Here is a 14761-nt window from a genome sequence, read left to right as displayed (position 1 = left end):
CCGTTCCTATTTTTATTGAAAGTTATCACGAAAGGCGGAGGGAAAAGACCCGATGAAACCTTAGCAACCTCCCGTACTTACGGGAAAGGTGCTACATTCTACCACGCATTGCGCGGATAGATAACACAAGAATACATTCCCGTATTTTTCAAACCTTTTCCTGACAACATTTCGATAATTTTTTTAGAGCGAATGATTGGCGCATTTTTTGTAGTCAACGTTCCCGCTTTCCGTTGCAATCTTTTTGTCTCGTAAAAAAACAAGCCAAAAAGGATTTTCACTGCAAACGAAGTTCACTGAACTCCTATGAAAATAGAAATTAAGTGAAGTAATCGGGGCTAAAGAGCCAGAATTAGGAATTTTTGGAATTAATAATGAGCTTAGCGCATTTGCGTCTTTGCGAGAAATAAAAAATATGTCAACAATTCAAGAAGAAATAAAAAAGAGAATACTCGTGCTCGACGGAGCAATGGGGACAATGCTGCAACGTTATAATTTCTCCGAAGAAGATTTTCGTGGTGAACGATTCAAAGATTTCCCGCATCCGCTAAAAGGGAACAATGATTTATTATCCTTAACGCAGCCACAGGCCATCAAAGCTGTGCATGCAGCCTATTTTGAGGCGGGCGCCGATATTGTGGAAACCAACACTTTCTCGGGAACCACCATCGGTATGGCGGATTATCACCTGGAAGAGTATGTTTATGAGTTGAACTATGAATCGGCAAAACTTGCCCGTGAAGTGGCCGATGAATTCACTGCCAAAAATCCAAACCAACCTCGTTTTGTTGCCGGTTCGATTGGACCGACAAACCGTACGGCGAGTATGTCGCCTGATGTAAACGATCCAGGATACAGAGCCGTAACTTTTGATGATTTACGTATTGCTTACAAACAACAAGTTGAAGCCTTAATGGATGGCGGTTGCGATTTACTTTTGGTAGAAACCATTTTTGATACGTTAAATGCCAAAGCGGCACTTTTTGCCATCGAACAAGTGAAAGAAGAACGCAACCTTGATATTCCAATTATGGTTTCAGGAACGATAACGGATGCTTCGGGAAGAACACTTTCGGGACAAACGGTGGAAGCCTTTTTGGTTTCGGTTTCACATATTCCGTTGTTGAGCGTAGGATTCAATTGTGCTCTTGGTGCCGATTTATTGAAACCGTATTTGCAGACTTTGTCACATAATACTTCTTTCAACGTATCGGCGCATCCAAATGCAGGATTGCCAAACGCTTTTGGAGAATACGATGAAACACCAGAGGAAATGCAAGCACAAATTAAAAGTTATTTAGACGATAATTTAATTAACATCATAGGCGGTTGTTGTGGTACGACTCCAGGACATATCAAGTTGATTGCAGATATAGCCAAGGATTATAAACCGAGAGTTTCGACGGCGGTGATGTAAAGGGAACTACTAGAACGGTAAAGATCACATCCTGCGCTAGCCAAGATTTTTAAACAATTTTACTCACAGTAATTAAAATTTATGAAGATCTTAATTAAGTTTTGTTATATAGTTTTATTTGGATTTATAGGTTATTCTCAAGATCAAAATAAAAAATTAGAAGGGGAATTGTTGAAATTAAAGAATCAGGCATTTTGTGATTGTTATTCTGAAGTTTTATCTGGGAAAGAATCAATAAGATATAAAGATGGTAGCAGTTATGTACAGATTATAGATTTGAAGAGAGAATATATTTTTGGAAATAAAATATATAGAGAGATGATAAAAAAATGGGCAAAAAAAGAATACAAATCATACGATCCTAATAACAATTTATATTTAATGAAGTGTTTAGATTTTTATAACAGCCCAGTGCTGATTAAATTTATTGACTCTGTTAGACAGCAAGAAATTAAGATTAAATGATGTTTTATTGCACAATACCCGCGTGAGGGATAGTAGTGGAAAGCCCACAGACCAATGGAGTGATAACGAAATTGATCGAGGACTTGAAACGAATAGCCCGGCCCTTTTGGGACACGCCCAAATAAAGTTGAAATTAAAAATAAATATAGCTGCAGTTTTTTAGACCGTAGACAAGATAATAAAAACTTAGAATCTAAGCCATTTAGAAACTTAGTAACTCAAAATAAAAAAATGGGACACAATAAAAATAGAAGAAACCTTGTATTATCGGGATTAGAGCCTTTGATCATTACGCCGGACAGCGTATTTTTGAATGTTGGGGAACGTACCAATGTAACGGGTTCGAGAAAGTTCCTTCGATTAATCAAGGAAGAAAAATACGAGGAAGCATTGGATATTGCTAGACAGCAAGTAGAAGGAGGCGCGCAAATCATCGATATCAATATGGATGAGGGGATGCTTGACGGCGTTTATGCGATGACCAAATTCTTGAATTTGATTGCTGCCGAGCCGGATATTTCTCGTGTGCCCATTATGATTGACAGTTCGAAGTGGGAAATCATTGAGGCTGGTTTGAAAGTCGTGCAGGGAAAATGTGTGGTAAACTCGATTTCTTTAAAAGAAGGTGAAGAGGCATTCATTCACCACGCCAAATTAATCAAACGTTACGGTGCTGCTGTGATTGTAATGGCTTTTGATGAGGTTGGACAAGCCGATAATTACGATCGTAGAGTAGAAATTTGTCAGCGTTCGTATGATATTTTGGTAAACAAAGTTGATTTTCCTCCGCAGGATATCATCTTCGATTTGAATATATTCCCCGTAGCGACAGGTATGGAGGAACACCGCTTGAATGCTTTGGATTTCTTTAGGGGAACCAAATGGGTTCGTGAAAATTTACCACACGCGCACATCAGTGGTGGGGTGAGTAACGTTTCGTTTTCGTTTAGAGGAAATGACACGGTTAGAGAAGCGATGCACTCGGTTTTCTTGTACCACGCGATTAAAAACGGAATGACAATGGGAATTGTTAATCCGGAGATGTTGTCGATTTATGACGAGATTCCAAAAGATTTATTGGAACATGTAGAGGACGTAATCTTAGACAGACGCGACGATGCCACGGAACGCTTATTGGACTTTGCCGAAAATGTAAAAGGCGATGTAAAGAGCAACGAGAAAGCGGTTCAGGAATGGCGTTCGGGAACGGTCCAGGAAAGAATCACACATTCCTTGGTAAAAGGGGTGGACGAATTTATAGAAATTGATGTTGAGGAAGCGAGATTGGCAGCCACAAAACCGATTGAAGTTATCGAAATCAATTTGATGACTGGAATGAATGTCGTTGGAGATTTGTTTGGTTCAGGGAAAATGTTTTTGCCACAGGTGGTAAAATCGGCTCGTGTGATGAAAAAAGCGGTGGCTTATTTATTGCCGTTTATTGAAGCGGCTAAAGAGGTAGGCGACAAATCAGGGAACGGTAAAATTTTGTTGGCAACCGTAAAAGGAGATGTACACGATATTGGTAAAAATATTGTGGGCGTAGTGCTTGCGTGTAATAATTACGAAATAGTAGATTTAGGAGTTATGGTGGCTCCCGAAAAAATTATTGCGGCCGCTATCGAACACAACGTAGATATTATCGGATTGAGCGGATTGATCACGCCGTCGTTGGACGAAATGGTGTATCTGGCCAAAGAATTGGATAAAAGAAATATTGAAATTCCAGTAATGATTGGTGGAGCAACAACTTCTCGCGCGCATACTGCCGTGAAAATCGCTCCTCAATACAAATCAACCGTGATTCACGTGAATGATGCGTCTAGAGCCGTTACGGTAGCTGGAAATTTATTAGACGATAATAGAGAAAAATACGCAAGGGATATTCGTGCCGATTATGATGCGTTTAGAGAAACATTCTTGAACCGTTCGCGCGACAAGAATTTCTTAACGATTGAACAAGCGCGTAAAAATAAATTGCAATTGGACTGGAGGCATTTTGATCCTGTAAAACCAAAGGTTATTGGCGAGCAAATTGTTGAAGTAGATTTGGATGTATTGGTCCCATACATTGACTGGACGCCATTTTTCAGAACTTGGGAATTGTTCGGGAAATACCCGGCGATTTTAACTGATGAAGTGGTGGGCGAACAAGCGACTTCTGTTTTTGCGGATGCGCAGGCAATGTTGGAAATAATTTTGAAAGAGAAAAAATTACAGGCCAAAGGAATCTACGGAATCTTCCCTGCGAACCAAATCAATGATGATGATATCGAGTTGACTGATGAAAACGGAAAACCATTGCAAACATTCTTGACTTTGCGTCAGCAGTCGCAAAAAACAAAAGGAGCGCCAAATATTGCATTGGCCGATTTTATTGCTCCAAAAGAAAGCGGAAAAGTGGATTACATGGGTGCATTTTGCGTGACCACCGGTTTTGGCGTAGACGAATGGGCTGCCGAATTCGAAAAGGATTTGGACGATTACAATTCGATTATGGTCAAAGCTTTGGCTGACCGTTTTGCAGAAGCGTTCGCCGAATATTTACACGAAAAAATCCGTAAAGAAATTTGGGGTTATGCAGCCGATGAGGTTTTGAGCAAACAAGCACTTATTGAAGAAGATTATAAAGGAATTCGTCCGGCACCGGGTTATCCTGCCTGTCCAGACCACCTGGAAAAACCAACGATCTGGAAATTACTTAACGTAGAAAAAGAAATAGGAGTAACCTTGACCGAAAGTATGGCCATGTGGCCGGCTTCATCGGTTTCAGGATATTATTTCGGAAATCCGGAAAGCAAGTATTTCGGTCTTGGAAAAATAAAAGAAGACCAAGTTATTGATTACGCCAAAAGAAGAAGCGTTTCAACCGATGTTGCGATGAAATGGCTGAATCCAAATATTGCAGATTAAAACATAGTCATAAAGTCAAAAGTCATAAAGTCACAAAGGACTTGACTTTCGACATTCGACATTCAAACTTTAAGACTTAAGATGAAAGTAACAGAACACATAGAAAATGCCAAAGGAGAAACACTATTCTCTTTCGAAATTATTCCGCCACAAAAGGGCAAAAGCATTCAGGAGTTATACGATAATATTGATCCATTGATGGATTTCAATCCTCCTTTTATAGATGTAACGACTTCTCGAGAAGAATACATTTATGTCGATAAAGGCAATGGTTTATTAGAAAAGAAACTGACTAGAATGCGTCCTGGGACTTTAGGGATTTGTGCTTCTATCAAACATAAATACAACGTCGATACCGTTCCTCACGTGCTTTGCGGTGGTTTCACCAAAGAGGAAACAGAATATTTATTGGTTGATTGTCATTATCTGGGTATAGATAATGTTATGGCACTTCGCGGAGATGCAATGAAAGATGAACAGTCGTTTGTGCCTAAAGAAGGAGGAAATAATTATGCATCAGACTTAGTGAGTCAAATTTATCAATTAAATTGCGGAAAGTATTTGCACGACGTTATGGATATCGACAATAAGGCTGATTTTTGCATTGGAGTGGCCGGTTATCCAGAGAAACATTTGGAATCACCTTCTCTAATTTCGGACTTAAAAAGGCTGAAAGAAAAAGTGGATGCTGGAGCCGATTATGTAGTGACTCAAATGTTTTTTGATAATGCCAAATATTTTGAGTTTGTTGCCAAAGCCAGAGAAATGGGAATTACCGTCCCAATTATTCCGGGAATAAAACCGATTGCGGTTCAAAGACATTTACAAGTTTTGCCTCAAATTTTTCGTATCGATCTACCGGAAGATTTAATAAATGCAGTGGATAAGTGCAAAAATAATGCTGAAATTCGACAAGTGGGTATCGAATGGGCCATCCAGCAATCAATAGAATTGAAGGCAGCGGGAGTTCCAGTTTTGCACTATTATTCTATGGGAAAATCAGAAAATATCAGACAAATAGCGAGTAAGGTTTTTTAGGAACTTTTTACAATTTCTTGAAAATCTTACAGTACGTTACAATCCTTTTCTAGTCTCAAAAAAGAGAGACCGGGAAAGGGTTTTTTACTTTAAATGAAAGAATATTGAAATCCAACGTAATTTAATAAAAAAAATCTGAGTTCGCAGAAAAACATATAAGGTATTTTTAATGTAAAAAAACATATAAAAATAATTTTATTAGAATTAAAATTGCAACTATTAGGAATATTATAATAATTCGATTTCAATGAATTAAAATAAAATTTTACAATTATATTATATGTAGCTTTACCCCATTAGATATAAAAGAATTAGCAATTGATCGCAATTTTCTTTAGGTCGTTTCCTGTCAAGAAATCACTCAAACTGATTTGAAATTAGCAATTAAATTTATTACATCAAGCAGGTTATGATAACAAAACAAGTAAACGAATGGGATAAAGTCATTCAAAAATATCTCTTTTTTTACCGTGATGATTTTTTTGAATTACCGTATTTGTCAAATTCTCCACAAAGAATGGTGAATAGTATAACCAAAATTCCCGTTGTACAGCACAAAGCTGTTGAACAAGCGATCTATACCAATAGCCCATTTTGTACAGGAGTAATGCATTATCGTAAAATTGAAGAAGGCCTGTGGATTTTGGCAACAAATATTAAAATTGAACAAAACATTATTGCAAAAGCATTATACGATGAGGCAGAGGTTAGTGATTATTACTTTCTTTCTTTTTCTGTTTTTGAATATGGGTTCCCTACAGGTAATGCTCTAACTGATAAAGTGATGCTTTTGAGTAAATGTTGGACTTTTTATAAGCCTAAAACAGTAGTTTCTACTTATTTTTATAAAGGGACTACAGGCAAATTTTGCAACTTAGTTTTTAATAAAAAGTGGGCAGAAAAGAATCTCTCATCACAAATTCTGGATAAAGGAGAGGAGCTTCAAAAATTTTTAAATCGGGAAACTGGATTTCTAACTTGGTTGGATGTGGTTCCGAATCTTGATAAAATGTCAAATGAGATTTGGAAAGTTTTAGAAAACAACAATAAAGAATCTTTTGATTTAATGAATTTAAAAAATGAAGTATGTAAAACGATCATAACATTTTTTAAAACAACATTAGAAACTTCCCGTATCCAAGAATACAAATCGCTAAGCAATATAGACTATTCAAATGTGGCCAAAGCAGAAAAAATTATATTGCATCATTTGACATCTCCTTTTGTTGGTGTAGAAAAGATTGCTCTTGATGTACATATGTCTCCCACAAAACTAAAAGCTATTTTTAAATCTGTCTTTGGTTCGTCAATGTTGCAATATCATAAAGAAAAAAATATACAACTGGCCATGCAGTTGATTCAAAAATCAGATTTACAAATCAAAAGTATTGCGATTGCTACCGGCTACGAAAGTGCTAGCAAATTTACAGCAGCTTTCAAAAAACGCTTTGGGATTCTCCCTTCCGAAGTACTTCGACCTAATTAACACATCGTTTTTAACTCATTTTAGGATTCAAAAACAGATTTTTATTTTGAGTGTATTTAATTTTAAGTAATTGCATGTGGATTTTACAGAAACTTCACCTTTATCCTTAGAATATATTTTACCGTGAAAATGGCTCAGTACCAAGCCTGATTCAATTAAGGAATCGTCGTGTCTTTTTTGAAGAATAGTATTAGGTTTTAAACAAAACTGACTTATATCAAATTTAAAGTATGTCGTAATGGGCTATTCATTTATTTTATTGTTATCTAGTTTTACAGATTATTAATCTAAACAAACTAGTATGAAATTAAAATTACTCTTTATTATTATTGTTTTTAGTTTTTTTAATACAACAAATGCACAAAATGGAGATCCCTCTGTTTTTGGGGATAATGTATGGAATGTATATGCTTATAATTCCACTGATACTTCGTTTCCTTTATCTAATTATGCGGGATTTTATACTGAATCCAGTTTATCATTTGATACACAGTCAAGATGGGATCTTAATGGCAGTCCATCAGATGCTTCTGGTTATGCAGGAAATGTGGTAGGTAATGATTACCATTCATATGCTGCAAAGCGTCAGGGATTTACTCCAGGGTATTATCTGATTGACATTCCAGGTCATGATGATGAGGCATATTTATTGATCAATGGTGTGGAAGTTTGGAATCATATAGGTTGCTGCGATAGTCATACTGATGTTTGGGAAGGTGTTCTTGATGCTAACTCTACAATTGAATATAGAATCACGGAATCAGGCGGGGGTTCTTATGGTGCTATAAAAATTGCCATGGTGACTATTGACGCAGTTGTTGCACCATTTTCATCTTCTTCATGCTTAACCACAGTTACTGTAACAGCTACTGGAGGGCAGTCTCCGTATACTGGAACTGGTGAATTTATTGTTGGTCCAGGTACACACGATTATACAGTTACGGACTCTTATGGAGCAACATCCAGTACAAGTGTTCTAGTCAAAGACGATAGCAAACCTACTATTAGTACTCAGGACATAACGGTTAATTTAGGAGCAGATGGTCAAGTTGTTGTAACACCGGAGATGATTGACAATAATTCATCGGATAACTGTGGTATTGTAAATAGGAGTTTGGATAAAACGACTTTCTCTTGTGCTGATATTGGAGCTATTTCTGTCGCGCAACCTGTGGCGTTTACAAATGTACCTGATGTTTCTCAAAATATACACTCTTGGGGTGGCGGATACAATCCAAATACAAATGAATTTTGGTATCCGGAGTGGTCTGGGTCAACAATCTATAAATATGATAGTTCACATAATTTAATTGGTAGTTTTACTGCTCCGGTAAGCCAGATTATGCAGTTGTGGATGGATAAATCAAGTTCCGATTATTACACGGCGAATTTTTATAACTACACAATTACGAGAATAAACGGAGATACAGTTGTGTGGTCTTACAATTTAGGTTTCTACGCTTCGGCAGTGACTACTAATGATTTGTATGTGTTTGCAATGACTTACTCTACAGACACTATTGTTGTATTGGATAAAACTACTGGGGCTTTTGTAAAAAACATTACACTTCCGGGTTACTTTGAAATATATGGGGGTTTAGTATACGCGAATGGAATTATTTATATTTCAGGTCATGATAATGATGGTATCTCAACTGTTCCTACTACTATGAATGCTATTCATTCGTTTGATGCCAACACGGGGGCTTATATCAACTCAGTTGCGACTCCTCAATCGGCTTATAATACTGCTTTTGACGGAGAGACTATTTGGACATCCGATTCTAACTCAGGTTCAGGTACAATTAATGGATGTAAAATATCTAATGGGAATGTCTATGAAAATGGGGCATTTGGAAATAGAGTAAAATTAACTGTCACCGATGCAGCTGGTAACTCTGCTTCACGAACTGCAAGAGTAATTGTAAAAGACGTATTAGTTCCAGTCATTACTTCAAATGGAGATATAAATACAGATGCTGAATTAGGTGTATGTGGAGCAACAGTAGTCGTTTCGGCTACGGTAGCAGACAATTGTACAGTTGGGACACCTGACGGAGTACGGAATGACGGTAAATTACTTACAGATCTTTATCCAACAGGAACTACAACTATCGCTTGGAATGTAACTGATGCTAATGGAAATACAGCAGTTGAAGTAACTCAAACGGTTACAGTAACTGATAATGAAGTACCCGTAATAACGGCTGATGGAGATAAAAATGTAAATTTGGATCTAGGCGTTTGCGGTGCAACAGTAGTTGTTTCGGCTTCGGCAGCAGACAATTGTTCGGTAGGCGCCCCAACCGGAGTACGAAGTGACGCAAAATTACTTTCGGACCTTTATCCAACAGGAACAACAACTATTGCATGGAATGTAACCGATGCTAATGGAAATGCAGCGGTTGAAGTTATTCAAACGGTAATAGTTAGCGACAATGAGAAACCGGTAATCACTTCCAATGGAGATAAAAATGTAAATGTGGATTCGGGTGTTTGCGGAGCAACAGTAGTTGTTTCGGCTTCGGCAGCAGACAATTGTACAGTTGGAACACCAACGGGAGTACGAAGCGATGGAAAATTACTTTCGGATCTTTATCCAACAGGAACAACAACCATAGCGTGGAATGTAAATGATGCGAATGGAAATGCAGCGGTTGAAGCTACTCAAACCGTAACAGTTATCGATAATATATTGCCTACAGCTTTAACTCAAGATATCACTGTTCAGTTGGGTACTATAGGAACCGCTTCTATAACGTTAGCCCAAATCGATAACGGAAGTTCAGATAGTTGTGGAATTGCTACACTAGCACTGGACAAAACTTCATTTAGCTGTGCCAATGTTGGTAATAATACTGTTACTTTGACTGTAACTGATAGTAGTGGGAATGCTTCAACTGCAACTGCAATAGTAACTGTTCAGGATGTTACTCCTCCAACGGTTTTAACCAAGAATATCACTGTTCAACTAGGAGTTACAGGAGCTGTTTCGATAATAGCATCCCAAATCGACAACGGAAGTTCAGATAATTGTGGAATAGCAAGTATAATGGTTAGTCCGGATAGTTTTACATGTGATAATGTTGGTGATAATACGGTAACACTAACTGTAACAGATAATAGTGGAAATGTAACGACATCAAGCGCAATAGTTAAAGTGAATAATTCATTTACAGCCAATACGATTACCCGTAATTTAGATACACTTTCTGCAGATGAAACAAGTGCAACAACATACCAGTGGATGACTTGCAATGGCGGAATTTATGCAAACCTAACTGGCGAAACAAACCAATCCTATACAGCTATGGTTGTAGGATCATACTCCGTAGAAGTTACAAAAAATGGGTGTACTCAAAGAAGCACATGTTTTGATATCACTACATTAGGAAACAAAGATTTTGATTTTAACTCAAAACTAAGTGTGTACCCTAATCCATTTAATGATGTGATTTCTATTAGTTTAGATTCTTCTGCAAAAATGGAAATCTATGATATATTGGGACAAACTATTTATAGTAAAAAAATTAATTCAGGTACGACTTCATTAAATTTAAGTAACAATGCAAATGGTATGTATTTAATGAAAATAATTACTGAAAACAATCAGTCAAAAACACTAAAGATACTGAAGGAATAAGTTTTATAATTAGATTATCAATTCTAGAGGCTGTCCGAAAAGTAATTTTTGGACAGCCTCTTTTTTATTGGGATCATTAAATAATTGCAGTTTGACAAACCTAAAATAAAACTGCTTTTCGATATTTTATTTATTCTTCTAACTATTTCTGTTTCTAATATACTTGAATTAGATTTTTAATTTAATGAAAAGTATTCTTTTTGTCTTTTTTGTAAGTTGAATAGGAGTAATTTGTTAAATTCGAGCTCAAAAACATTTTAAAATAAAAATGGAATGAATACAACCCTTCAACAAGATTTAAAAGACATTGAAAACATTCTTGAACAAGTAAAACAACAAGGAATTGATTTTCTCAATGTTATTGATAGCGTTCCCACTTCAACCCAAAATAAAATAACGACCAACAGAAATCTAAATGATTCTGGTTTTGGAGCAATGTCGGCTTTGGAAGAATTCAATCAACGTTTGGCTCCTTTGATGGTTTCACAGGCTGGACCTAGATATTGGGGTTTTGTTACGGGAGGGGCAACACCAGCTTCAATTGTGGGAGATTGGCTGACTACTATTTACGACCCAAATGCTCAGGCCACAAAAGCTCAAGGCGGAGTTTCGGCTTTGATAGAAATAGAAACCATCAATTTATTGTTGCAATTATTGGATCTGCCTAAATCATTTTTGGGTGGATTTGTGACAGGTGCTACAATGTCGAATTTCACTTGTTTGGCGGTAGCTCGACAATGGTTCGGAAAACAATTGGGTTATGATTTTGCAAAAAATGGAATTACTGCTCCTCTAAATATTCTTTCGGCTACGCCACATTCATCTTCAGTAAAATGTTTGGCAATGTTGGGAATCGGAAGCCAAAACTTCACTAAAATAAAAACAGTCGAAGGAAATCGGGAAGCCATTGATATAACCGATTTGGAACTAAACATAAAAAATCTAAATGGTAAGCCTTTTATTTTGATATCGAGTGCAGGAACAGTCAACTCAGCCGATTTTGATGATTTTAATGCAATTGCCAAACTCAAAGAAAAATACAATTTTTGGTGGCATATTGATGCCGCTTTCGGAGGTTTTGCCGCTTGTTCCCCAAAATACAAACATTTAGTAGACGGTTGGAAAAATGCAGATAGTATTACCATAGATTGCCATAAATGGCTGAATGTTCCTTACGAAAGTGCTTTTTATCTGGTAAAAGAGCAACATAAAAATCTTCAAATTGAAACGTTTCAAAATTCGAATGCTCCATATTTGGGGGATCCATTGGAAAATTTCAGTTACCTGAATTTCTTGCCGGAGAATTCCAGACGCTTAAAAGCGTTGCCTGTTTGGTTTTCGTTATTGGCGTATGGAAAACAGGGATTCCAAGACATTGTAGAAAATAGTGTTATGATGGCATTGCAATTGGATGCTTTTATAACTAATGATGAAAGCTTCGAATTATTGGCACCAACCCGTCTCAATAATGTTTGTTTTACTTTAGCAGGAGAACACAATCAGGAAAAAGTAAATTTATTTTTGACTCATCTCAATGATAAAGAAAAAGTATTTATGACACCAACAGTATATCAAAACCGCAAAGGAATTCGGGCTTCGTTTGTCAATTGGAGAACCACTGAATTTGATGTTCAGTTGGCGATAGCGGAAATGAAAGCGAGTGTTTTGGAGTTGGGAATCAAATAGTTGTTTTCTGAATCAATGCATAAATTGCCTTATATTTGAGATTGTTTCTGGAATACTATAAATTGATTTTTTGATATGATGAATTTTCCAATCATAATGGGTATTACCTCTGGAGCAGCGTTTCTGTTAGGTTTTTTGCTTATTGCTCACCTCCGAAAAATTAATGTAATTGCAAATAGATATTTGGGATTATTCATTGTTACGCTTGGATTAACAATGCTTGAAATTCCTTTGTTTTATCAAAACTTCCATTTAAAGCATCCCAATATATTTGAGTTGATAGGTTTGGTAAGATTTCTGACTGCTCCTTTACTTTATATCAGTATTTTATATTTCACCTCATTGCAAAGTAAATTTGACAAGAAAATTTTATGGCATTTTTTGCCTTTTGTGTTTTTTTTACTCTTCAGATTTCCTTTTTTTATTACTGGAAAAAACATTGAATTTAGTTTTTCTGTGAGTAGAATAGTTTTTTTTGTGCTACAAATTGCATTGCCCCTTCAAACAATAATTTACTGGTATTTGTCTTTTAGTAAATTGCAGAAACACATAAAATACATTCGTCAGTTTTCATCATCAACGGAACAAATTGATCTTTCCTGGCTAAAATATTTTTTATTGATTTTGGTAATAATCATAATTGCTTGGCTCAATCTTGTCTTTTTTAACTTGGAAAATATTATTCGGTTTACCCCTTCATTGTATCTTTTATCTGTGTTTTTTCTAGCTTATTTTTCTTTGCAGCAAAAAGAAATTTTTGATTTTAATAAAAATGATTTAGATGAATTATCAACTATTAAAGAGTATAAAAGAGAGAATCCTAAAAGAGTTTCAGAAAATCGACTGAATGAGTTAGATGAAAAATTACGCATGCTAATGAATTCTGAAAAAGTGTATTTGGAAAATGATCTAAGTCTGCCCAAATTAGCCAAAAGTATGGGGGCAAGTTGTAATGAAGCCTCGTTTGTAATTAACGAGTTATATGGCGATAACTTCTATAATTTTATAAATAAATACCGAATCGGAGAGGCGAAAATATTATTGTTATCTGAAAAATATAGTCAATTAAACATTTTGGGAATCGCTTATGAATCTGGGTTTAACTCCAAAACCACTTTTAATACGACTTTCAAAAAGTATATTGGTCTATCTCCAACAGAGTTTGTGAAATCAAATGCAATTTTAGAAAAGAAAGAAGCTTAAATACGTTCGAACGGGTACATCGGAACACTCGATATTTGATTAATAACCAAATTTGTGGTCTATTAACTCAAATAAAAATCGCTATGTTAGGACAATCAACCTCAGAAATTTCAAATTCAATTGGAAAAAAAATGAGCACTTCTTTAATCTTTGGATTTGTGTTTTCCGGTTTAATATTAATGCTTGGTAACGGCGGAAATGTTTCTTGGTTACCACCAGCAGTCATTTTTTCTTTAGTCGGACTTGGGTTATTGGGCGCTTTATTATTCCCTTTTATCTGGCATTATTTAGAACAGAAGCAGAAAATGAATTCTGTAAAAGTGTATGGTTTTTTGTATGGCAGCATTCGGTATTGCATCGCTTTTAATATTGCCAGTTTTGGTTGGAAGAAGTTTTATGGACTTCAATTTATTGTGCCAACAGAAATTGCAAGTTTGCCTATGAATCAACAATCGGGTGAATGGCTAACTTGGTTTTATTTTGGACATTCACAGACATTTGGAATTATAATAGCACTTATCCAAATTGGCGGTGGTTATCTATTATTGTTTCGAAGAACATTATTGATTGGAGCCATAATTTTATTTTCGCTACTGGCTAATTTGACTTTAATTAATGTTTTCTATCAAATGAATGCGGGTGCATTATTGCAATCTGTAGTGTTAACGATTGGTGTTTTGTTCCTGATATTGTTAGATTATAAAAAGCTTGTTGTCTTTTTTCTTAAAACAAAATCCAATTTACCTTCGTTAGGTTTTAATAATGCTCTGGCAAAAAATATGGTTCGTCTTTCGGCAATTTTATTGTCATTACTATTTACAATCTATCTAAAGTCACTGGTAAAATAAAAAAAAGCTCGTTTAAAATGACTTTAAACGAGCTTTTTTTCATCTGCGATCTGCAAACTAAA

9 protein-coding genes and 1 riboswitch are annotated in these 14761 nt (G+C 36.0%); all 9 genes read left to right on the top strand.

What is annotated here, in order from left to right:
• Nucleotides 1-19: 19 nt before the first annotated feature.
• Nucleotides 20-127: riboswitch (SAM riboswitch) on the top strand.
• Nucleotides 128-415: 288 nt separating this feature from the next.
• Nucleotides 416-1417 (top strand): homocysteine S-methyltransferase family protein, encoded by a 1002-nt coding sequence (locus tag DOS84_RS15995; RefSeq protein ID WP_111411115.1) that lies wholly within the window; start codon nucleotides 416-418, stop codon nucleotides 1415-1417.
• Between the two features lie 81 nt (nucleotides 1418-1498).
• Nucleotides 1499-1882: a hypothetical protein gene (locus DOS84_RS15990; RefSeq protein WP_111411114.1), complete on the top strand. Its 384-nt coding sequence runs from the start codon at nucleotides 1499-1501 to the stop codon at nucleotides 1880-1882.
• A gap of 231 nt (nucleotides 1883-2113) precedes the next feature.
• Nucleotides 2114-4795 (top strand): methionine synthase, encoded by a 2682-nt coding sequence (gene metH, locus DOS84_RS15985; RefSeq protein WP_111411113.1) that lies wholly within the window; start codon nucleotides 2114-2116, stop codon nucleotides 4793-4795.
• Between the two features lie 81 nt (nucleotides 4796-4876).
• Nucleotides 4877-5833, top strand: coding sequence for a methylenetetrahydrofolate reductase [NAD(P)H] (gene metF / locus DOS84_RS15980; RefSeq protein ID WP_111411112.1), 957 nt, complete (start codon nucleotides 4877-4879; stop codon nucleotides 5831-5833).
• Between the two features lie 409 nt (nucleotides 5834-6242).
• Nucleotides 6243-7319: a helix-turn-helix domain-containing protein gene (locus tag DOS84_RS15975; protein ID WP_111411111.1), complete on the top strand. Its 1077-nt coding sequence runs from the start codon at nucleotides 6243-6245 to the stop codon at nucleotides 7317-7319.
• 301 nt (nucleotides 7320-7620) lie between these two features.
• On the top strand, nucleotides 7621-10962 hold the full coding sequence (locus DOS84_RS15970) for a T9SS type A sorting domain-containing protein (protein WP_111411110.1): 3342 nt from the start codon (nucleotides 7621-7623) through the stop codon (nucleotides 10960-10962).
• 273 nt (nucleotides 10963-11235) lie between these two features.
• Nucleotides 11236-12648, top strand: a complete 1413-nt coding sequence (locus DOS84_RS15965) for a pyridoxal phosphate-dependent decarboxylase family protein (RefSeq protein WP_111411109.1) — start codon at nucleotides 11236-11238, stop codon at nucleotides 12646-12648.
• Nucleotides 12649-13317: 669 nt separating this feature from the next.
• Entirely contained in the window at nucleotides 13318-13851 is a 534-nt protein-coding gene (locus DOS84_RS19135; RefSeq protein ID WP_165830457.1) for a helix-turn-helix domain-containing protein, read from the top strand.
• Between the two features lie 131 nt (nucleotides 13852-13982).
• On the top strand, nucleotides 13983-14699 hold the full coding sequence (locus DOS84_RS15955) for a hypothetical protein (protein ID WP_124020655.1): 717 nt from the start codon (nucleotides 13983-13985) through the stop codon (nucleotides 14697-14699).
• Nucleotides 14700-14761: the final 62 nt, after the last annotated feature.

The sequence above is a fragment of the Flavobacterium aquariorum genome, assembly GCF_003254745.1.
GTDB classification, from domain to species: Bacteria; Bacteroidota; Bacteroidia; order Flavobacteriales; family Flavobacteriaceae; genus Flavobacterium; species Flavobacterium aquariorum.
The sequence above is the reverse complement of the archived record's forward strand: the minus strand, read 5'-3'. Positions and strand labels throughout refer to the sequence as shown.

Excerpts from the sequence above, each read along its gene's own strand:
- DOS84_RS15995 (WP_111411115.1), top strand. The coding sequence starts at position 416 with ATGTCAACAATTCAAGAAGAAATAAAAAAGAGAATACTCGTGCTCGAC.
- DOS84_RS15990 (WP_111411114.1), top strand. The coding sequence starts at position 1,499 with ATGAAGATCTTAATTAAGTTTTGTTATATAGTTTTATTTGGATTTATA.
- metH (WP_111411113.1), top strand. The coding sequence starts at position 2,114 with ATGGGACACAATAAAAATAGAAGAAACCTTGTATTATCGGGATTAGAG.
- metF (WP_111411112.1), top strand. The coding sequence starts at position 4,877 with ATGAAAGTAACAGAACACATAGAAAATGCCAAAGGAGAAACACTATTC.
- DOS84_RS15975 (WP_111411111.1), top strand. The coding sequence starts at position 6,243 with ATGATAACAAAACAAGTAAACGAATGGGATAAAGTCATTCAAAAATAT.
- DOS84_RS15970 (WP_111411110.1), top strand. The coding sequence starts at position 7,621 with ATGAAATTAAAATTACTCTTTATTATTATTGTTTTTAGTTTTTTTAAT.
- DOS84_RS15965 (WP_111411109.1), top strand. The coding sequence starts at position 11,236 with ATGAATACAACCCTTCAACAAGATTTAAAAGACATTGAAAACATTCTT.
- DOS84_RS15955 (WP_124020655.1), top strand. The coding sequence starts at position 13,983 with ATGAGCACTTCTTTAATCTTTGGATTTGTGTTTTCCGGTTTAATATTA.